The organism is Ochrobactrum sp. P6BSIII (genome assembly GCF_014138065.1).
Lineage (GTDB): Bacteria > Pseudomonadota > Alphaproteobacteria > Rhizobiales > Rhizobiaceae > Brucella.
Map to the genome: position 1 here is coordinate 357,597 of NZ_JACGXB010000004.1, position 19,719 is coordinate 377,315.

The following is a 19,719-nucleotide window of genomic DNA, read 5'->3' on the forward strand; positions in this document are numbered from 1 at the left end:
AAATTGTTATATGCGCTGTTTGCGTTCATTCCCATCGCTCCTGCATAGGCTTGCGAAGCAACAAAAATGCTAAATGCCAAAATCATAATTCTTTTCATGTAAATACCTTGTGAGAAGGCTATGGATGGAAAAAGAATAATCAAAAAGTGAAAATGAAAAATACCAATAAATTTCCAACAACAATAGCATAATCGAAAATTGTTATTAATCCAAAGAATCGTCAGACGCCTCGAATTCCTTGTTGGCAATGACTTCTACTTCTTCATTCTTGCCAGACGAAACCTTGAAATCCCGCTGATAGATGCGGTCCTTGTTCTTCGCCACAGCGACATAATCGCCTTCGATCAGAACCAGCGATGAATAGGCGCCCACGCTTTCACGCACCACATCGCCCGAAGCGTTGAGAACCGACCATGACGTATCGGCCAGCGCTTCGCCGCCGTGCTCGCGCACCAGCTTCAGTGTCATTTCCGCAGCGCGATGCTCGACCGTCGCTTCGGTAAGCTTGCCTGCTTCGACGCGAATATCAGCGCGAATGATGGCATTGGCGGAGCCATAATTGGAGACAACGTGATAAGTGCCGCTGTTGAGCCGGATAATGGCGTTTGGCTTCACATCCGGGACAATCAGCGAGCGTTCGCTGTTATCCTCGTCCGCATAGATCGAGAACCGCAGCAGATCGTCGTTGATCTTGCTCTTGTCGGGCAGAACCGCGCTCAGCTTCATGCCGCCCGCATCGAGCATCATCAGCTCGTGCCGGGCATTACTGCCAAGCGTTATGCGCTTGGTGGCACCAGCGCGCCCATAAGCCACGTGCACGAGGTAGCTTCCCTCCGGCAGATTGAATGCGGCGCTGCCGCCCTGTGCGCTGGCGATCAGCGGCAATTGCCCGTCCGGCCCGACATTGGGCGAGAAAACGCGCCATACCAACCCTGTCGGTATGTCAGCGCCGTCATCCATGAGACGGGCCTTCAGGTCCAGCTCGGTGGTTTTGATCAACGGATTGTTTTCCGGGCTTGTCGGCGACGCATAGGGGCTGAGCGTGGGCAGATTGAGCGGGGGTTCGGGGAGATTCAATCCGCCGCTTGCCTCGGCAGCAGGGTCAAGGCCCTGCGCCCATGCAGGCGCACCCGACATCACGGTCAGCAGCGCTACAGCTAGCCATTCGCCGCGAAAATATCGTGATGTTTGAACGCAAGGCAGAAGTTTGAAAACCGACATAGCTTTTTTGAGCCCATGCGGGTGTCGAATTCAAGGCCAAATCGATAATGACACCGGCATTTTTTAGCCATCACCGTGTTGCGGTTTCTCCGAGTTTTGACTTTACACCACCGTTGCAACGGGCGAGAAGAGGCGGCCCTTCGAAAAGAAGAGTTGCAATAAAGGTTTTAGCAAGTTCCAGTCGTGAGGTTTTCCGTGGCGCATCCGGTGTTCGATTTTCTAGCTCAGCGTAGTTCCACGCCGATTTCAGCAATTGGCGCTCCAGCACCAGAAGGCGAAGAACTGGCTGAACTGCTTAAAGTGGCAGCCCGCGTTCCAGATCACGGTCGCCTGACGCCCTGGCGTTTCATCCTCTACCGTGGCGATGCCCGCAAACGGGTAGGGGAGTTTCTGGTCAAGCGCGCTGAAGAACGCGAAGGCCCGCTGCCCGAAGGTCGCAAGGAACAGGAATTGACCCGCTTTTCGCGTGCGCCGCTCGTCATCGGCATTGTGTCGTCACCCGTCGGACATGAGCGCATCCCGGAGTGGGAGCAGTTCCTGTCGGCAGGTGCTGTCGCGATGAATCTCTGCATTGCCGCCAATGCGCTTGGCTATGCGACCAACTGGATCACCAACTGGTATTCGGACGATGCACCGTCGCGCGCATATCTTGGTCTTGCGCCGAATGAACGCGTGGCCGGTTTCGTTCATATCGGCACCGCAGAAAACAAGATGCCGGAGCGTCCCCGTGCAGATATGGACAAGATCGTTTCCGACTATTCCGGCCCATGGGCGGAATAAGATAGAGCTTTAAAACTATTTCCCAAGGCGAGGAAATCTCGATGTTTTATGAGCCAAAAGAGGGGCATCCATTGCCCCACAATCCCTTCAAGGCAATTGTCGCACCGCGCCCGATCGGCTGGATCGGCACATGTTCGAAGAATGGAGCGGTCAATCTCGCTCCATATTCATTCTTCAATGCGATCTGCGATACGCCGCCTATGGTGATGTTTTCATCCAGCGGCATCAAGGACAGCGTGACTTTCATCGAGGAAACCGGTGAGTTCACGACCAATCTGGTGAGTGAGCACCTCAAGACGCATATGAATGCGTCTTCCGTGGACGCACCGCGTGGCGCCAGCGAGTTCGATTATGCCGGATTGACCCGCGCATCATCGAAAATTATCGCCGCTCCGCGTGTGAAAGAGGCCTATGCCTCACTGGAATGTGTCGCTGTCGACATCAGGCGATTGCAGGACAAGGAAGGCAAGCCGACCGACAATTACATGGTCATCGGTGAAGTCGTCGGCGTCCATATCGACGAGAGTATTCTGACGGACGGTCTGGTTGATATAACCAAGGTGAAACCCGTGACGCGTCTCGGTTATATGGATTACGCCACCACGGAGAGCGTCTATCAGATGTTCCGGCCGAAATGGTCCGATAAGTAAGGGGCTGATTACAGCCCCTTTTTCTTGGCTTCGGTCCAGATTTCTTCCATTTCCTCGAGGCTTGCTGAATCGAGGTTGTTTCCGGCCTCATCCAGCGTCTTCTCGATGAAATGGAAGCGCCGCTTGAATTTATCATTCGCCGCGATCAATGCCGTTTCCGCATCAATATCGAGGTGGCGGCCAAGATTGACCATGGCGAAGAGCAGATCGCCATATTCTTCCGCGATATGAGCCTTGTCCTGTGCCGCCATTGCTTCCTTCAACTCGGCAGTCTCTTCGGAAATCTTGTCGAGAATAGGCGCGGCTTCAGACCAGTCAAAGCCGACCTTTGCCGCTTTCTGCTGCAATTTCAGCGCACGAACGAGGGCAGGGAAGTTGGTTGGAATATCGTCGAGAAACCCGTTATTCTCATGCGTGTCGAGCCCGAGACTTGCGCGGCGTTCGGCGCGCTCCGCCTTCTCTTCCGCCTTGATCCGGTTCCACGAGCCTTTGGCCATGCCAGCGCTACGGGCTTCTTCATCTCCAAAGACATGCGGGTGACGGCGGATCATCTTATGGGTGATCGCCTCTACCACATTGCCGAAATCGAAACTGCCTTGCTCTTCGGCCATGCGCGCATGGAATACCACCTGTAGCAGAAGATCGCCCAGCTCCTCGCGCAGATCGTCCATGTCGTCGCGCTCAATGGCGTCGAGAACCTCATAGGCCTCTTCCAGCGTATAAGGCATGATCGAGCGAAAGCTCTGCTCGACATCCCACGGGCAGCCGGTTTTCGGATCGCGAAGAGCAGCCATAATCTCAAGCAGGCGGTCTATATTGCGGGAAGGGGTCATCTGCGCTCCATCAAACTTCGCTAACTCCGTTTCCAGTTGTTCCCAAAGAATCATCTGGAACGGGTTGAAGTCCGTTGCCGATTTTGCATAGTCAGCTCGGGATCGCACATCGGGGCGGCATGTTCAACAAGTGGATACTTGATCGATGACAATTCTTGTGACTGGCGGCGCCGGCTATATCGGCTCTCATACCTGCGTTCAGCTGATCGAGGCAGGCCATGAAGTGGTCGTGGTCGATAATTTCGACAATAGTAACCCGGAAGCCCTTCACCGGATCGAGAGAATTACCGGTCGCGCACCCATTCGTGAGCCAGGAGACATTCGTGATCGCGCGCTTCTGGAACAGATCATCACGCGTCATAAATGCACAGCAGTGATCCACTTTGCGGGCCTGAAGGCCGTGGGGGAATCGAGCGAAAAGCCGCTGCATTATTATGACTGCAACGTGCTGGGTACGTTGCGGCTGTTGCAGGCGATGGAAGCAACCGGCGTCAAAACGCTGGTATTCTCTTCATCCGCGACCGTTTACGGCGATCCGCAGAAGCTGCCGATCACCGAAGACCAGCAGCTCTCCGCAACAAATCCCTATGGTCGTACCAAGCTCATCATCGAAGAAATGCTGCGGGATCTCTACAACAGCGACAATAGCTGGAAGATCGCCATTCTGCGCTACTTCAACCCCGTCGGCGCACACGAAAGCGGCCTGATTGGCGAAGATCCGAAAGGCATTCCGAACAATCTGATGCCGATCATCGCGCAGGTTGCAACAGGACGCCGTGAAAAGCTGAACATCTGGGGCAATGATTATGCAACGCCAGACGGCACGGGCGTTCGCGATTACATCCATGTGGTCGATCTGGCCGCCGGTCACCTTAAGGCGCTGAAAAAGCTGGATGAACCAAAATGCTTTGCCGTTAATCTCGGTACGGGGCAGGGCTATAGCGTTCTCGATGTCGTCAAGGCGTTCGAGCACGTCTCCAACCGCCAGATCAATTATGAAATCGCGCCACGCCGTCCGGGCGACGTTGCTGAGTGTTATGCCGATCCGACCTTTGCCAACGACTTCCTTGGCTGGTCAGCCGAAAAGAACCTGCGCGAGATGTGCCAGGATATGTGGAACTGGCAGTCAAAAAACCCCAACGGCTACGAATAAAGCGGGCGCCGCCAGTTAATCGCAAGAAAATCCCGGAAAAGTGAAGCAAACAGGCCTGTTTTCCAACCATCAAGGATTGAAAACAGGCCCGATGCGTTTAATAAACAGGCCCCGCAAAACAGGGCTCATGTCCCTGAATATCTCCCATGTTTCATGGATGCGACGCGGCGCCAGATCCTCCCCAAGGCACGCCGAACAAGATTGGACGAAACAATGCGCTTCCTGCCGGATAAATTCACCTCAATGCTGATCGCCACAATTCTGCTGGCATCGGTGCTCCCGGTTCAGGGCGAATTTGCCGAATGGTTCGGCATGGCGACGAAGGTTGCTGTCGGCCTTTTGTTCTTTTTGCACGGCGCGCGTCTTTCGCGTGAAGCCGTTATTTCGGGCATCACCCACTGGAGGCTGCATCTCGCAGTTTTCCTGTCCACATTCGTGCTGTTCCCGATCCTGGGGCTCGCAGCTGGCTGGGTCATTCCCGGTCTGGCGCAATCAGCCTTCTATACGGGCATTCTCTATCTCTGTGTGCTGCCTTCGACGGTTCAGTCGTCCATTGCCTTCACGTCCATGGCGGGCGGCAATGTTTCGGCTGCAATTGTCTCGGCTTCCGCATCGAATATTTTCGGCATGTTCCTCACACCGCTTCTGGTGGGCCTGCTTTTTGCGGTGCAGAGTGGAGGAGGCGGCATCTCGCTTGATGCATTTGAAGCCATTCTGCTGCAATTGCTGCTGCCCTTTGTTCTGGGTCAGATTCTGCAACCCTGGATCGGCAGCTTTATGCGGCGAAACAGCAAGCCGCTCAGCTTTGTGGATCGCGGTTCGATCCTTATGGTTGTCTATCTGGCCTTCAGCGAAGCCATCGTGGAAGGTCTTTGGAAATCAGTCTCTTGGGACGATCTGGTGATGATGGTCGGCGTCAATATAGTATTGCTGATTGTCGTCCTGCTGATCACCTGGTACGGGAGCAAGCGACTGGGCTTTAATCGCGCCGATTGCATAACCATCATGTTTTGTGGCTCCAAGAAAAGCCTTGCCAGTGGCGCGCCTATGGCCAGCGCCATTTTCGCAAGCGCCAATGTCGGCAGTATTGTGCTACCATTGATGCTGTTTCATCAGATTCAGCTTATGGCTTGCGCAGTGATTGCGCGCAAACTGGCCGATCATAAATAAGCTGCCGCACTATACAGACTTTGAAAAGGCATACGGTAATGGCGCAAACCGAGAACAAATCTTTCGATGAAGACGCTCTGGCGGAAGCCTATGATCGTGCGCTCGCGCTTGAAAAAGCTGGCGATTTTGACGGCGCTGCAAAAGCCTATGAAGAAGTTCTGGCCATCGATCCTGACGATCACGGCGGCGCAGCCGTGCGGCTTGCCAGCATGGGACGCGGCGCTGTTCCACTGAAAGCGCCCGACGCTTATGTGGCGACACTGTTCGACCAGCATGCCGAAATGTTCGACACGATTCTCGTAGACCAGCTTGGCTATGACGTGCCGCTACAGCTGCGCGAAATATTGCTGGAGATCGATGAGGAATTTCATCGTGATCGTATGCTCGATCTGGGTTGTGGCACCGGTCTGTCTGCTGATGCGCTCGACGATATGGCAACGCACAAGACGGGCGTAGACATTTCTGAAAACATGATCGAAGTCGCGTTTGAAAAAGGCGACTATGACGCGCTGTTCGTTGGTGAAGCGGTACGCTTTCTTGAAACGACGGCTGAGGACAATTGGGATCTGATCGTGGCGACCGACGTGCTGCCTTACATGGGCGAGCTGGATCGCTTCTTTGCAGGTGTGGCCACGCAACTCGAGCCGGACGGCTATTTCGGCTTTTCGAGCGAAACACAGGACGAAGCGCGCTTTGCGGGTCGGGCTTTCATGGTCGGCGATTATCAGCGTTTCGCGCATGCCAAGTCATATGTGACGGCAATGCTGGATGCACACGGCATGGACTGCATTCGGTGTGAGAACATAACTGTGCGCAGCGAACAAGGATCGCCGGTTCCTGGACATCTTTACGTCGCACGGCGCCGCTGACATTTCCATCATCGACGAGCTTAATTGCGTTTATCAATCCGGTTCAGCCGGAGCTGATGGGGTCTGATTTGCCGATGGCGAGCGGAAGCGTCTCGATAGGATATGCTAAGCGGAATAGATATCTTATAGTTCCATAATCTATCTTATGTGATCAACGTATGAAGCTGGGTGGGTTCTAGCTTGAAGTCGGTCTTGCGTTGGTTTCAGCGAACGAAAAGCAGCAAATGAAGCGATAGAAGACGCCTGCTCCTCATCGACTTCCCGAACGATGTAAGATCGCTCGTAGCCTAGCGGCAAGCTGCTCTCTCGTTTGTTTCCACCTACGCCACACAACGGCTCCGTTATAGCGCACGTCTGCTCTCAGCTCGGAGGACCGAAATATTTGGTTCTCAGCTTCGCGATTTCCTCGCTCTCGTGCAGACTTATGATCGCCACGCTGGCTGGCTGGACAAGCTCGCTGTGACGTGGAAACGCAAAACCGTATTTGTCCGGGCTGAATGCTCCGCCGACAAGGTCGAGCGGCTCATCGGTATGCTGATGTGTGTAATATTCCAGCACAGGACCATCAGCAACGATCGCCGCGATCTCATCATTGACGAGAGCGGAAACAGCTTCCGGCAAATGATCAAACGATACAGTGGCTATGGATCGGGATTTCAGAAACTGTTCAGCAACGCTGCCGGTTCGAACGCCGACGGATTTTCTTTGAAGATCGCTCAAACTCGATATCGTGTTGTCGATATGCGCCACGGTCATCACGCTGGTGATTGATGACGTGACATAAGCGATGATGGCGATGCCGAAAACCATCCAGAACGTTTGCCACACACGTCCTATCCAGCCGAACAGGTTTTTACGTGAGCTTTTGCCGGACGTAGCAATTGAAACCACGTGATAAAAGCTCTCCGCCAGCCCTTCCCGCCAGCGTTTTGGAAAATTTTCATCAAAGCGTCTGTCGAACAGCGTCAGAAACAGCGTTGCCACGAGAAGAATGCCCAGAATCCAGACATAGGTGGTCAAGTGACCAGCCCTGTTGAGGCGTTCGATAAGGTCGTCCCATCCCGTCCCGGCCTGAGTATGCACCATGATGCGCAAACCAGCATCGAACCACGGATAGGTAAAATCTGCGATTTCAGCACGGTTTTCGGTGATGGTAAGATTGGTGACGGCTGCATCAATCTTGCCATCGGAAACGGCTTTCATGAGGTCGCTATAGTTCGGATATTCCACATAATGCGACGTTATATTCAGGCGCGCGGCGATGTTCTGCCAGATATCGATTGCCATGCCGGAATAGCCATTGCCGTCATTATTGACGAAGGGCTCGCTGACATAAATGCCAACTTGTACCGGTTTTGATGTCTCGGTTGGCCCTTGAGTATTAGCTGCGCCGGAAAACACCGCCAAGAACACAGTGAAAAGAAGGACGGATATAATCCTATATTTTATATTAACCAATGAAAATAAAAACATCATCAAAACCGAATATAAAAATAACCAGATATATATAAATTATGATTGCAAATTTTCTTTCAAATATCAACTATACTGTATAAATATAAGAATTACCTGCAATATACTCTGGCGATGGGCCATGACCTTCGCATTCTAGCGACACGAATGCACCCTGCCCGTCGGGCTGTTCCAGCGGTCAATCTGATCAGCGATTGACAAATTCTACGCTTGATTAAAATCATTCCCTCGCTGCCCGCATCGTGAGAATGACTGAAACGTGTTTGGAACCTGAAACGGTCTAAGACCAAAGCAGCATGTAATCGTCCTGTACATGTTGTATGACCCGACACGGGTTCCAGCACTCGCGTTTTCGGCCAACTCTTGGTCACGATGCACATCGAACGGGCATTCCCGGCCCGCTGGCTGGATGGGATAGAAGGTAGAGTTATAGATGTTGGAAGCACGCATTCGAAACGCTTCGCTGCGAGACAAGATTATTACCCCGGAACAGGCAGCCAGCCTCATTAAGGATGGCATGATTGTCGGTATGAGCGGCTTTACCCGCGCCGGTGACGCCAAGGCCGTGCCGGTCGCCATGGCGGCCCGTGCGGCAACCGATCCGTTTCAGATTACGCTTATCACCGGCGCTTCGCTTGGACACGACGTCGACAAGATCCTGACTGAAGCCCATGTGCTCGCCCGTCGTATGCCGTTTCAGGTTGACCGCACGCTGCGTTCCGCGATCAATCGCGGCGAGGTCATGTTCATCGACCAGCATCTGTCCGAAACGGTCGAGCAATTGCGCTCCAACCAGATTGGCCCGATTGATTATGCCGTTGTCGAGGCGCTGGCGATTACCGAAAGTGGCGGTATCATTCCGACCACTTCGGTTGGCAATTCGGCAAGCTTCGCCATTCTGGCCGATAAGGTGATCGTCGAGGTCAATCTCAACCAGCCTATGGCGCTGGAAGGTCTGCACGACATCTATATCCCGACCAAGCGCCCTACCCGCGACCCGATCCCGGTTACGGCCTGCGACAGCCGCGTCGGCCTGCCCTATATTCCGATCCCGGTCGAGAAAATCGCTGGCATCGTCATCACGCAGGAAAATGACAGTGCTTCGACGGTCGAACCAGCCGACAGCGAAACCATCGCTATTGCCGGTCATCTGATCGATTTTCTGAAGGATGAAGTGGCACATGGCCGTCTCGATCTGACGCTTAATCCTCTTCAGGCCGGTATCGGCACCATCGCAAACGCTGTGCTCAATGGTTTCGCCGATAGCCCTTTCCACAATCTGCGCATGTATAGTGAAGTGCTGCAGGACAGCACCTTCGAGCTGTTTGATGCCGGAAAGCTGGATTATGCCTCCGGTGCTTCGATCACGCTCAGCCCGGCAGTCGGCGAACGGGTGTTCAACAATATCGACCGCTATCGCGACAAGCTGATCCTGCGGCCACAGGAAATCAGCAACCACCCGGAAGTCATCCGTCGTCTCGGCATCATCGGCATCAATACGGCGCTTGAGTTCGATATTTATGGCAATGTGAATTCCACTCATGTCGATGGCACCCATATGATGAACGGTATTGGCGGTTCGGGTGATTTCGCGCGCAACGCCTATATCTCGATTTTCGTCAGCAAGTCGGAAGCCAAGAACGGCGCCATTTCGTCTATCGTACCGATGGTCACTCATGTGGACCACACGGAGCACGACGTCGATATTCTGGTGACCGAACAGGGCCTTGCCGATCTGCGCGGCCTTGCCCCGCGGGAACGTGCCCGTGTCATCATCGACAATTGCGCTCATCCCGATTATCGCGACCAGCTCAATGATTATTTCGAACGCGCCTGCAAGCGTGGCGGTCACACGCCACATCTTCTGGAAGAAGCTTTCAGCTGGCATATGCGTCGTCGCGAAAACGGCAGCATGCAGCAGCGATAATATTCCCGCCTATGGTGGCCGGCGTTCAAAACCGGCCATCAGTCTCCGTGCCCGCTCACAAATCGAGCGGAACCTTCTCCAAAGCGAAACGTTATCCGGCATATCGTTTTCAAACTGGAAACGAGAATGCCGCGGAAGAAACTGGGAACTTGCCCCATGTTTTCCGTGTAATGTTTGGTCTGGCGTTCTGGAGGAGCGGCCGTCGGACACAAACGACAACAGTGCCGTTCCAGGAAGGTTCAGAACAGCTATGTCCATCCTCATCAGCCTTCTGATAACAATTCTTGTTATCTTCCTCGTGCTTTATCTGATCAACATGCTTCCGCTGGATGCAAAGGTGAAGCAGATTGCTCAAGTTATTGTGATCATCATTGGTATCATTTCTCTTCTGAAATATCTCGCCATCTTCTGACGACCACCGCCCTCACCGGCTCATAGCCGATAAAATCTCCAAAACTATAGATTTGTCGCAAGACAACACTCTCGACGTGAGACGAGTTCTTTCGGAGCGTTCTGGCCATCTCCGCGCTTCGAAAAGCTCGCCTCCGTCACCCTCAGGCGGTTGTTTCCGACCTTCCCTTATGTTAGCCATTACAATTATCGGTTAGATTATTCGAAAATCCCGATATTATCCCCGCTCCCCCAATACAATTTGCTTGATCAGCCTTTAGTGATAAAACCCTAAATTGTGTCTTTCGGGAAACTGTTCGTGGAAAAGTTGCAATCATACCTTTTGGCATCTTTTCCTGACGCCCAGATGCTTTTATAAGCCCTCCAATCAATTGCTCCCTCAACGTAAGGTTTCGAGTGACAATTAAATAATCCTGATCCAGGGACGGGGAGTTAGGAAATGAAAGCAGCGTTATGGAAAGCAGGTGTCATAACACTTTCTGTTGTGCTGTTTTCTGTGTCGCTCACCTGGACAGTTGCTGCCTTTTCGGGCGCACGGCCGGGCATTGTTGCACTGGCGCTAAGCTCCGGCATTCCCATTGCGACAGCCTTCCCGTCGCTCGCCTATATTTTCCGGCAGCATAACAAGCTGAGAGACGCCTATAACCAACTTGAACGGGCGCATATTGAATTGCAGGCGCGGGCGCGCGTCGATCACATGACGGGATTGCTCAATCGCGAAGCCCTGTTCGATGCCATGAAGATCAGCAGATCGCGTATTGAAACCGGCGTGCTGATGGTCATCGACGCCGACCACTTCAAAGCCATCAACGATACATTCGGCCATAGCGCTGGCGACCGCGCATTGAAGCTGATCGCATTTGCCCTGCAAAATGTGACACGCAAGGGCGATCTGGTCGGGCGTATCGGTGGCGAGGAATTCTGTGTCTTCTTGCCAGGCGCCAGCAGCGAAACGGGCGTGCGTGTGGCGCAGCGCATCCGTACCGAAGTGGAAGGCACGCCTTTTCATTCGACGGAATATCAGGTCTATCCTCTGACGATCAGCATCGGCGTGGCGTCTGCTCCAAAAACCGAGAGCAATTCGCAAGTGATGAGCCGCGCCGACCGCTGCCTCTATCAGGCCAAGCAACGCGGACGCAATTGTGTGGTTCTGGACGAAGAAAGCGCCCGACTGGCGAGCGCTTCCGTTGTTTCCATCACCAATGGCCGCGAGGTTGCACGCGGCTAATCTACCCGGTAATTAGTCCGCCCATGGTGTGACTTCTTCCTCCGACCATCCGACCGGAACAAATCCCATCTTCTGATAAAGCTGCAATGCGCGTGGGCTATCGAGCGTATTGGTGTGGATGGCAACTTTCTGCGGTCCATGGGCCCAGGCAGCGGAAATGGCTTCGCTGAGAAAGAACTTGCCAAGCCCCCGCCCCTGAAAATCACGCATCAGACCGAAATAAAGAATTTCAGCCGTTTCCGGCATAGCGGTTAAATCCAGTTCCACGAAACCGGCCGGATTGCCATCCGCATAGAGCACGTGGATCGCACTCGTATCCGCATGGATGATGCTGGCCACTTCCGCATCGCTTTGCACGCGGCGCATCATCCAGTGATGCTGCCGACCGACCTGTTCGTAAAGATAGCGATAGAAATGCACCGGCATGTCGCTGGCCCGCATGATGGCGAGCCGCACGCCAGACGGAACCGGTACGGAAAGCGCCGGTCGCGTCTGCATTTCCAGATGCGTAATGCGGGCAGTAAGTTTGTCGACCATGATCAGTCGGCTTCGCCCGTCACCACCGGCGTATCCTGCCTGCTGCCCCATTCGCTCCAGGAACCGTCATAGAGCCGGTTATCCTTATGGCCGAGCGAGGCCAGTGCCAGCATGATGACCGCCGCCGTGACGCCGGAACCGCAGCTTGTGACGACAGGCTTGGCGAGATCGACGCCTGCCTTGTCGAAGATCGCACGCAGACTATCCAGATCTTTCAGCTCGCCATTCTCCGACAGCGTGCCGACAGGAACGTTGCGCGCGCCCGGCATGTGACCGGAACGCATGCCCACACGCGGTTCGGCATCCCGCCCGGTAAAACGTCCGGCGGCCCGCGCATCAGCAACCTGCGCGCGACGCTCATCGACGATCTCCCGCATTTCCGGGAAAGCAACGACGCCAGCCTGATCGAAAGCAGGCGTGAATAGCGAGGCTGCAATCTTCGTCGGCTCGTCAGTCACGGGATAGCCCGCGGCCTTCCATCCGTCGAAACCGCCATCAAGAACGAACACATTTTTGGCGCCCATCACGCGGAACATCCACCAGACGCGGGGGGCGGCAAACATGCCGGGGCCGTCATAAACGATAATTGTCTCGTCGGCGGTGATACCCATCGCGCCGACATGCTGCGCGAAGAGTTCCGGCGACGGCAAGGTGTGCGGCAGGCCAGAATGCTTGTCGGCGATCACGTCCTGATCGAAGAAGACCGCGCCCGGAATATGCGCTGCATGATATTCTTCAAGACCGTTGCGACCCGCGGCAGGCAGATACCAGGACGCATCCACGATTGCTATCCCCGGTTGTCCCAGGCGTTCTTTCAGCCAATCGCGTGAAACGACAAATGCGCTCTTCTCAGCCATGATCATGCTCCTCAAATACTCAAGCTTCGGGCAAGGCGCCGAAGCGAATGCGGAAACGGCGGTTTTCCTTGCCCTTCTTCTCGATCTTGCCGATATGGATTTCTCCTATTTCCTGCGTTTCAGACACATGGGTGCCGCCGCATGGTTGGGAATCCACTGAACCGTTTTCGCCAATGGCAACAAGCCGAATGCGGCCAAGCCCGACGGGAGGGCGAACATTCTTCGACTTCACAATATCGGGGTTGGCGAGGAATTCTTCATCGCTGATCCAGCTGATCGAAACGGGATCATTGGCCTTGACCAGTTCCATGATCTTTTCGGTCACGAATTCCTTCGTATAGGTCGGATCTGGCAGATCAAAGTCGACACGGCTTTCATCTTCGCCCACTGCCGCACCGGTGATCGGGAACGGACAGGCAACGGACAAAAGATGACAGGCAGTGTGCATGCGCATCAGCTTGTAGCGGCGCGGCCAATCAATATGCAGAACAAGCGCCTCACCGACTGTCGGTGCTGCCTGCCCTTCGGCTGGCATATGGACGATTTCGTTCTTGGTTTCACCGGTAACGGTGGCTGCGATCTCGATCCGCGATCCATCGGCGCGCTCAAAAAAGCCGATATCCCCCGGCTGTCCGCCGGAGGTCGCGTAGAAATTTGTCTGGTCGAGAATAATACCGCCAGTCTCGGTAAGGGCGAGAACCTTGCCCTCCGCCGTTGAAAGATAGGAATCTTCACGGAAAAGCGCATCGGTCTCATAGGCCATTGTTTTATTCCTCGAATGGGATGTCTATTTCGGTTTTGGTTTCCAACCAGCCCGGCACCGGCAGGTTCTTGCCGCGCAGGAAGGATGGATTGAACATTTTCGACTGGTAACGATTACCATAGTCGCAAAGCACCGTCACAATTGTGTGGCCCGGACCGAGATCTTTTGCAAGCCGGATCGCACCGGCAATATTGATGCCGGAAGAACCGCCGAGGCAAAGCCCCTCATTCTCCACGAGATCGAACACGACATCGAGCGCATCGGCATCCGCAATACGATAGGAGAAATCAGGCGTGAAGCCTTCCAGATTGGCCGTGATACGCCCCTGCCCGATGCCTTCGGTGATCGAATCGCCTTCGGATTTCAACTCGCTGGTCGTGTAATAGGAATAGAGCGCTGCACCATAGGGATCGGCGAGCCCGATCTTGATATCAGGATTGTGATCCTTCAAGCCGAAAGCTGTCCCGACAAGAGTGCCGCCCGATCCGACCGCCGCCACGAAACCGTCGACCTTGCCATTGGTATCGCGCCAGATTTCAGGCGCAGTGGTTTCGATATGCGCCTGACGATTGATCGGATTATCAAACTGGTTGGCCCAGATCGCGCCATTCGGTTCGGTTTTGGCAAGCTGTTCAGCCAGCCGCCCTGACAGGCGCACATAGTTGTTGGGATTACGATAAGGTGCTGCTGGAACTTCGATCAGTTCCGCACCGAGCAGACGCAGCGCGTCCTTCTTTTCCTGGCTTTGCGTTTCCGGAATGACGATGACTGTGCGATAGCCGAGCGCCTTCGCAACAAGGGTCAAGCCAATGCCGGTATTGCCCGCCGTCCCCTCGACAATCACGCCGCCCGGACGAAGCAGGCCGCGCTTTTCCGCGTCCCGAATGATGTAGAGCGCTGCACGGTCCTTGACCGACTGTCCTGGATTGAGGAATTCAGCCTTGCCGTAAATCTCGCAACCGGTGATTTCGGAAGCCTTCTTGAGACGAATCAATGGCGTGTTACCGATTGCGTCTAGAACCGATTGGAGCATAGCTTCCATCCTTCATCTTTGGCCGAGCTGTTTGCCGGGAAAGTATGAGGAACTGCCCTGCCCTTCAAGGAAGGATGGAATAATTTTCCACGCCAACTGGCAAACTCAATCCACAAAATGTCTGTTCAAAAGAAAAAGCCGCCCGAAATGGGCGGCTTTTGTAAAAGATGTTTCGGAACGGCGTTATGCAGCGCGCTGTCCGCCGCCGCCATTACCGTTGCGGCGCTTGCGACGGAATGGACGCTTTGCCTTCGGTGCGGCTTCGCCAGTGGCATTGGCATGACCACCTGCGGAAGCGTGGTTGCCCCCACGATGTTCGCCCGGCTTCTGTGCTGGACGACGGTGCTGCTGCGGCGACGGGCCCTTGCGGTGCTGCGTCTTCTGCGGCTTGTCTTCGCCCACAATCGAAATGCGCGGCGCTGCTGCGGGTGCCGGTGCAAGCTTGACCGGAGCATCCTTGATCGGAAGCTTGGTGCGGGTCACGCGTTCCACAGCACGCAACTTCGAATCCTCGGTCGCCTGATCGTACAGGGTGATCGAAGCGCCGCTGGCGCCATTGCGCCCCGTGCGGCCGATACGGTGTACGTAGGTTTCCGGCTCATCTGGGAGGTCATAGTTGACCACATGGCTGATGCCGGGAACATCGATACCGCGCGCGGCGATATCGGTTGCAACCAGAATGCGCAGCGTGCCGTCGCGGAAACCGTTCAGCGCGCGCTGGCGGGCATTCTGCGATTTGTTGCCGTGAATGGCCGCAACGTCGAACTTGTCACGCTCAAGGTGGCGCACGACCGCATCGGCACCATGCTTGGTGCGGGTGAAGACGATAACCGAACGCATGTTCTTATCGGCCAGCAGAGCCGACAGAAGACGGCGCTTTTCCTTGGTCGGCACAGGATGCACAACCTGGGTGATTTCGGCAGCCGTCGTACCCTGCGGCGCAACTTCCACACGAACCGGATCACGAAGCAGGCTGCCTGCGAGCGCTGCAATTTCCTTCGGCATGGTTGCCGAGAAAAGCGCAGTCTGACGGTCGGCATGGGTTGCCTTGGCAATACGCTTCACATCGTTGATGAAACCCATATCGAGCATGCGATCGGCTTCATCGAGCACCAACCAGCGGGTCTGCGAAAGGTCAACGAGACCTTCGCGCATCAGATCCGTCAGACGGCCCGGCGTTGCAATCAGCACATCGATGCCAGGTGCGATACGCTTGATCTGCGTCAGCTTCGATACGCCGCCCAGCACGAGCGCGGTCGAAATATGCGCGGTCTTGGAAACGTTGCGGATCGTCTGTTCGATCTGCACAGCCAGTTCGCGGGTCGGTGCCAGAACAAGCGCACGCGCCGTCTTCGGACGGCGCTTATCGCCCAGACCGATGATCTTTTGCAGGATCGGCAGGCTGAAAGCAGCAGTCTTGCCCGAGCCGGTCTGCGCAATGCCGAGAATGTCCTTGCCTTCCAGCTGCGGCGGGATCGCCTGCGTCTGGATTGGCTTCGGTTCGGTCATGCCAGCAGCTTCAACGCCCTTGAGCAAAACGCCGGTGACGCCAAGAGCGGCAAAGCCGCCCGTATTTTCATTTGTCAATTCAATCTCTTTCGGCGGCACCGCACATCTGCGGTCCGCTTTCAATGCCGGGAAAGCGCAACTTGCCCGAGCCAAATCCGTATTTATGATAACGACGGGACGCCGGGAAAACCCCTGGCGACTTGCGCAGCCGTGCCCGAGCAGATCTCAGGTCCCCTCCGCTACCAGACCATTCCGGAAGACAGAGGTGTGACGCAACAAGTCCAATGCCGGGAAAGCCGACATCTAACGTCGGCCCATGCGCCTGCCGCCCATATGGGGTGGTTTTGCCAAAAAAGCAAATGTTTTCGTTTTCGCGTCACTTAGACTTCAGTTCAAATGATGAAATCAGCCAGAACCTGATTGTCTGTAATGTCCTGATAAGCCCAACCGGCTTCCCCGAACTTCTTTTCCAGAAGTTTGAAATTGGCGGCATCTTTCGTTTCAATACCGATCAGCACCGAGCCGAAATTGCGAGCAGATTTCTTCAGATATTCGAAGCGCGCGATGTCATCTTCCGGCCCCAGCAGATCGAGGAACGAACGCAGTGCGCCGGGGCGCTGCGGGAATCGGAAAATGAAGTATTTCTTCAGGCCTTCAAAGCGAAGCGCTCTTTCGCGCACATCGGGCAGGCGCTCGAAATCAAAATTGCCGCCCGAAACGACAATCACGATACGCTTGCCCTTGAGTTCGCTTTTCTTGAAATCCTTCAGCGCATCAATGCCCAAAGCACCTGCTGGTTCCAGCACCACGCCTTCGATATTGAGCATTTCAATGATCGTCGCGCAGAGACGGTTTTCCGGAACTGTTATGACAGACTTTGCGTCAAAGCCTTTGAGAAGCTTGAAGTTTTCCTTGCCAATCTCGGCAACGGCCGCTCCATCTACAAAATTATCGACATGGGTAAGCTTGATGCGCTTGCCCGCTTCCAGACTGCCTTTCAGGCTTGCGGCACCTTTCGGTTCGACAAAGCGAAACGCGGTTTTCCAGCCAAGATCGGAAATATACTGCGTCACACCGCCGGAAAGCCCGCCGCCGCCAACCGGCAGCAGAACCAGATCCGGCTTCTTGCCTTCCGGCAATTGCCGTTCGATTTCCAGTGCGACGGTCGCTTGACCTTCCACAATGCCCGGATGATCGAAGGGCGGCACCATGACGCCCTTGTTGCTGGCCGCAAATTCCTGCGACGCGGCATAACAGACGTCGAAAATATCGCCGATGAGCTTGATTTCGATGAATTCACCGCCAAAAGCGCGGGTCTTGTCGATTTTCTGCTGCGGCGTGGTCACCGGCATGAAAACAACGCCCTTGCGACCAAAATGGCGGCAGACGAAGGCAAAGCCCTGCGCGTGATTGCCTGCCGAAGCGCAGACAAAGACGACATTCTCGTCGGTTGTTTTGACGGCCTTGGAAATGAAATTGAACGCGCCGCGAATCTTGTAGGACCGCACCGGCGTCAGATCTTCGCGCTTCAACCAAATCTCTGCGCCATATTTGCGGGAGAGATAATCGTTGAGCTGCAATTGTGTTTCGGGGAAAAGCGCACGCATTGCCTTTTCGGCCTGAGCCACGGATTTGACGAAGGCGGTCATACTGAAACTCTCTTCATTCCTACTCGGTGTTCACATCGCTATACGGATTTGCCAATGCAAACAAGGATGAAGGGAAACACCAACCTACCCCACGTAGTAAACAGTGACGATCTTGCGGTCTCCGAAGACCACCAGCGGACCGTCATTCAGCAGTTCGAACAGCACGGCTTCGTTCAGTGGAAGCGGAATTGTTATTTCTTCGAGGTAAAGCGCCTGCCACGAAATAGAGCGCTCTCTCTGTAATTCGCGCTGCATCAAACGAAGCGCGGCCTCAGCTTCTGGCCGCTGGTCCTGGCGGAAGAATCCGCCGCACCAATCCTGAACATGATCATAGGTGATTGTGCAATAGGTTACAGTGTCTGTCATATCGGTCACGCCCCCAAAGCACTCTCGCGGTACGCCCCCGCATTGTGCCCTTCGATCTTTGGTGATCAGGGTGTTAGTAACCGCACTGCGACGGCCTCACGACCTTTGGCTTCAGAGAAGCTTGGACATACGTCGCAAGCACCCTGACCATAAAGGACGAAGGTTCGGCGCCTTTCGGTGACGCCAACCACGCAGTGATAAAGGGCTTACTAAGCCCCAGACCGCCGCGTAGCGGTCCAGCTCTAGGCGTAAATCATTCCTGACAGCTTGTCATATCCAAAATTCGTCAGCTGACAGGCTTTTGCAGAAATAGTGACATCTGGCGCGAACCGATCAAATTCATGGTCGGGAAAACGGGCCGATCATACCGCTTTTCTATTTTAGAACATAAGGATATTCGATAATTCAGCTGTTATTGCTGACAAGCTTTCTGTCTTGAAATCAACGCGCAAATCATGACATAGAAATCCTGTCGCTGCGGTCGTGGCGAAACTGGTATACGCAACGGACTTAAAATCCGTCGCCTTTTAGGCTTGCGGGTTCAAGTCCCGCCGACCGCACCACAGCTTTCCAGAAGCTCTTTTGTTTCAGATAGTTGTTGAATTACAAGGATTTGTCGTTGCCCTATCGCTACAAAGGGCGCTACAGATGCAAGTCATTATGGCAGGACTGACACGAGCTAAAAACGGGGACTGGCTTTCCCGGAAAATGATTCCAGCGGATATTCGAGATGCGTATCAGCGAGCTTACGGCCTTCGCCAAGAGGAACGTTTTCGAGCATCCACAGAGAAGACTTCGAGCGAAGTCAAACTTGCTCATCTCGAATGGTTGGCGACTATCGAAGGTCGCATCTCACTTCTACGGTCGGCAAAATCTGGCCTGACGACCGCGCTCAGCAATCGACAGATGCGCGAACTCGCGGGCCGCTGGTATGATTGGTTCATCGCTCAGAACGTCGACAATACCCCACCCGTTCCCGATTTGGATTTCGCCTACGACCAATACCAAGACGCGCTGGAGGCCGCTGGCGACTCCTTTCAGGACGCTCACGATGATCATGTGAGAACAGCCGTCCACGCCGCTAAGGTCCGGGCAGTCATTATCGAAATTGGTCGGCTTCCCACGTTTCTGGCGGACGAAGGTATTTCCCTCACTACTGAGGCGCATAGTGCATTTATCGACGCACTAGAACCCGTGTTGATTTGCACTGAGAAGTGACCCGGCATTGCCGGATATTGTCATCGAGAATTGACCCATGTTTTGAACCTTGCTCCGCGTGTTTTTAACGGG

Annotated in this window: 19 protein-coding genes and 1 tRNA gene; 10 read left to right on the forward strand and 10 right to left on the reverse strand. The window is 54.5% G+C overall.

The features are described 5' to 3' along the window. Positions 1-204: 204 nt before the first annotated feature. Positions 205-1,221: a hypothetical protein gene (locus FHW00_RS08095; protein WP_078338632.1), complete on the reverse strand. Its 1,017-nt coding sequence runs from the start codon at positions 1,219-1,221 to the stop codon at positions 205-207. Positions 1,222-1,416: 195 nt separating this feature from the next. On the opposite strand from FHW00_RS08095, the gene FHW00_RS08100 reads away from it, so the two are divergent. Together FHW00_RS08100 and FHW00_RS08105 are read left to right on the forward strand one after the other, a co-directional pair. Beyond that, complete coding sequence (locus tag FHW00_RS08100) at positions 1,417-2,001, forward strand: nitroreductase family protein (RefSeq protein WP_078338633.1); 585 nt, start codon at positions 1,417-1,419, stop codon at positions 1,999-2,001. 41 nt (positions 2,002-2,042) lie between these two features. Further along, a complete protein-coding gene (locus FHW00_RS08105; protein ID WP_078338634.1) occupies positions 2,043-2,651 on the forward strand; it encodes a flavin reductase family protein in 609 nt (202 codons plus the stop codon). Between the two features lie 8 nt (positions 2,652-2,659). On the opposite strand, the gene mazG is transcribed toward FHW00_RS08105, so the two are convergent. Continuing rightward, positions 2,660-3,484, reverse strand: a complete 825-nt coding sequence (mazG, locus tag FHW00_RS08110) for a nucleoside triphosphate pyrophosphohydrolase (RefSeq protein WP_078338635.1) — start codon at positions 3,482-3,484, stop codon at positions 2,660-2,662. A gap of 145 nt (positions 3,485-3,629) precedes the next feature. Between mazG and galE the strand changes: the two genes are divergently transcribed. The 3 genes from galE (at position 3,630) to FHW00_RS08125 (ending at position 6,676) form a co-directional block, all read left to right on the forward strand. After that, complete coding sequence (gene galE, locus FHW00_RS08115; RefSeq protein ID WP_078338636.1) at positions 3,630-4,637, forward strand: UDP-glucose 4-epimerase GalE; 1,008 nt, start codon at positions 3,630-3,632, stop codon at positions 4,635-4,637. 213 nt (positions 4,638-4,850) lie between these two features. Continuing rightward, a complete protein-coding gene (locus FHW00_RS08120; RefSeq protein ID WP_078338663.1) occupies positions 4,851-5,807 on the forward strand; it encodes a bile acid:sodium symporter family protein in 957 nt (318 codons plus the stop codon). Positions 5,808-5,845: 38 nt separating this feature from the next. Continuing rightward, on the forward strand, positions 5,846-6,676 hold the full coding sequence (locus tag FHW00_RS08125; protein WP_078338637.1) for a methyltransferase domain-containing protein: 831 nt from the start codon (positions 5,846-5,848) through the stop codon (positions 6,674-6,676). A gap of 360 nt (positions 6,677-7,036) precedes the next feature. Here FHW00_RS08125 and FHW00_RS08130 read toward each other — a convergent pair whose 3' ends face one another. Beyond that, on the reverse strand, positions 7,037-8,152 hold the full coding sequence (locus FHW00_RS08130; RefSeq protein ID WP_445557923.1) for a transporter substrate-binding domain-containing protein: 1,116 nt from the start codon (positions 8,150-8,152) through the stop codon (positions 7,037-7,039). A gap of 430 nt (positions 8,153-8,582) precedes the next feature. On the opposite strand from FHW00_RS08130, the gene FHW00_RS08135 reads away from it, so the two are divergent. The 3 genes from FHW00_RS08135 to FHW00_RS08145 all read left to right on the forward strand — a co-directional run bounded on the left by FHW00_RS08135 (position 8,583) and on the right by FHW00_RS08145 (position 11,715). Continuing rightward, on the forward strand, positions 8,583-10,076 hold the full coding sequence (locus tag FHW00_RS08135) for an acetyl-CoA hydrolase/transferase family protein (protein WP_078338638.1): 1,494 nt from the start codon (positions 8,583-8,585) through the stop codon (positions 10,074-10,076). 250 nt (positions 10,077-10,326) lie between these two features. Continuing rightward, positions 10,327-10,488, forward strand: a complete 162-nt coding sequence (locus tag FHW00_RS08140; RefSeq protein ID WP_113533570.1) for a Thivi_2564 family membrane protein — start codon at positions 10,327-10,329, stop codon at positions 10,486-10,488. 438 nt (positions 10,489-10,926) lie between these two features. Further along, a complete protein-coding gene (locus FHW00_RS08145; protein ID WP_078338639.1) occupies positions 10,927-11,715 on the forward strand; it encodes a GGDEF domain-containing protein in 789 nt (262 codons plus the stop codon). Positions 11,716-11,727: 12 nt separating this feature from the next. On the opposite strand, the gene FHW00_RS08150 is transcribed toward FHW00_RS08145, so the two are convergent. From FHW00_RS08150 to FHW00_RS08180, 7 genes are all read right to left on the reverse strand, one after another. Further along, complete coding sequence (locus tag FHW00_RS08150) at positions 11,728-12,252, reverse strand: GNAT family N-acetyltransferase (protein WP_078338640.1); 525 nt, start codon at positions 12,250-12,252, stop codon at positions 11,728-11,730. A 2-nt stretch (positions 12,253-12,254) separates the two neighbouring features. Then, entirely contained in the window at positions 12,255-13,109 is an 855-nt protein-coding gene (gene sseA, locus FHW00_RS08155) for a 3-mercaptopyruvate sulfurtransferase (protein WP_113533603.1), read from the reverse strand. Between the two features lie 19 nt (positions 13,110-13,128). Continuing rightward, entirely contained in the window at positions 13,129-13,872 is a 744-nt protein-coding gene (locus tag FHW00_RS08160) for an alanyl-tRNA editing protein (RefSeq protein ID WP_078338641.1), read from the reverse strand. Between the two features lie 4 nt (positions 13,873-13,876). Then, positions 13,877-14,905, reverse strand: coding sequence for a cysteine synthase A (locus FHW00_RS08165; RefSeq protein ID WP_078338665.1), 1,029 nt, complete (start codon positions 14,903-14,905; stop codon positions 13,877-13,879). Between the two features lie 183 nt (positions 14,906-15,088). Beyond that, positions 15,089-16,492, reverse strand: coding sequence for a DEAD/DEAH box helicase (locus FHW00_RS08170; RefSeq protein ID WP_374843376.1), 1,404 nt, complete (start codon positions 16,490-16,492; stop codon positions 15,089-15,091). A gap of 314 nt (positions 16,493-16,806) precedes the next feature. Further along, on the reverse strand, positions 16,807-18,063 hold the full coding sequence (ilvA, locus tag FHW00_RS08175) for a threonine ammonia-lyase IlvA (RefSeq protein WP_078338642.1): 1,257 nt from the start codon (positions 18,061-18,063) through the stop codon (positions 16,807-16,809). Positions 18,064-18,147: 84 nt separating this feature from the next. Beyond that, a complete protein-coding gene (locus tag FHW00_RS08180; protein ID WP_078338643.1) occupies positions 18,148-18,429 on the reverse strand; it encodes a hypothetical protein in 282 nt (93 codons plus the stop codon). A 477-nt stretch (positions 18,430-18,906) separates the two neighbouring features. Between FHW00_RS08180 and FHW00_RS08185 the strand changes: the two genes are divergently transcribed. Both FHW00_RS08185 and FHW00_RS08190 read left to right on the forward strand, forming a co-directional pair. Next, positions 18,907-18,992 (forward strand) — tRNA-Leu (locus FHW00_RS08185). Between the two features lie 85 nt (positions 18,993-19,077). Next, positions 19,078-19,647 carry a hypothetical protein gene (locus FHW00_RS08190; RefSeq protein ID WP_078338644.1) on the forward strand — a complete coding sequence of 190 codons (570 nt, stop codon included), beginning with the start codon at positions 19,078-19,080 and terminating at the stop codon, positions 19,645-19,647. Positions 19,648-19,719: the final 72 nt, after the last annotated feature.

Excerpts from the sequence above, each read along its gene's own strand:
- FHW00_RS08095 (WP_078338632.1), bottom strand. The coding sequence starts at position 1,221 with ATGTCGGTTTTCAAACTTCTGCCTTGCGTTCAAACATCACGATATTTT.
- FHW00_RS08105 (WP_078338634.1), top strand. The coding sequence starts at position 2,043 with ATGTTTTATGAGCCAAAAGAGGGGCATCCATTGCCCCACAATCCCTTC.
- mazG (WP_078338635.1), bottom strand. The coding sequence starts at position 3,484 with ATGACCCCTTCCCGCAATATAGACCGCCTGCTTGAGATTATGGCTGCT.
- galE (WP_078338636.1), top strand. The coding sequence starts at position 3,630 with ATGACAATTCTTGTGACTGGCGGCGCCGGCTATATCGGCTCTCATACC.
- FHW00_RS08120 (WP_078338663.1), top strand. The coding sequence starts at position 4,851 with ATGCGCTTCCTGCCGGATAAATTCACCTCAATGCTGATCGCCACAATT.
- FHW00_RS08125 (WP_078338637.1), top strand. The coding sequence starts at position 5,846 with ATGGCGCAAACCGAGAACAAATCTTTCGATGAAGACGCTCTGGCGGAA.
- FHW00_RS08130 (WP_445557923.1), bottom strand. The coding sequence starts at position 8,152 with ATGATGTTTTTATTTTCATTGGTTAATATAAAATATAGGATTATATCC.
- FHW00_RS08135 (WP_078338638.1), top strand. The coding sequence starts at position 8,583 with ATGTTGGAAGCACGCATTCGAAACGCTTCGCTGCGAGACAAGATTATT.
- FHW00_RS08140 (WP_113533570.1), top strand. The coding sequence starts at position 10,327 with ATGTCCATCCTCATCAGCCTTCTGATAACAATTCTTGTTATCTTCCTC.
- FHW00_RS08145 (WP_078338639.1), top strand. The coding sequence starts at position 10,927 with ATGAAAGCAGCGTTATGGAAAGCAGGTGTCATAACACTTTCTGTTGTG.
- FHW00_RS08150 (WP_078338640.1), bottom strand. The coding sequence starts at position 12,252 with ATGGTCGACAAACTTACTGCCCGCATTACGCATCTGGAAATGCAGACG.
- sseA (WP_113533603.1), bottom strand. The coding sequence starts at position 13,109 with ATGGCTGAGAAGAGCGCATTTGTCGTTTCACGCGATTGGCTGAAAGAA.
- FHW00_RS08160 (WP_078338641.1), bottom strand. The coding sequence starts at position 13,872 with ATGGCCTATGAGACCGATGCGCTTTTCCGTGAAGATTCCTATCTTTCA.
- FHW00_RS08165 (WP_078338665.1), bottom strand. The coding sequence starts at position 14,905 with ATGCTCCAATCGGTTCTAGACGCAATCGGTAACACGCCATTGATTCGT.
- ilvA (WP_078338642.1), bottom strand. The coding sequence starts at position 18,063 with ATGACCGCCTTCGTCAAATCCGTGGCTCAGGCCGAAAAGGCAATGCGT.
- FHW00_RS08180 (WP_078338643.1), bottom strand. The coding sequence starts at position 18,429 with ATGACAGACACTGTAACCTATTGCACAATCACCTATGATCATGTTCAG.
- FHW00_RS08190 (WP_078338644.1), top strand. The coding sequence starts at position 19,078 with ATGCAAGTCATTATGGCAGGACTGACACGAGCTAAAAACGGGGACTGG.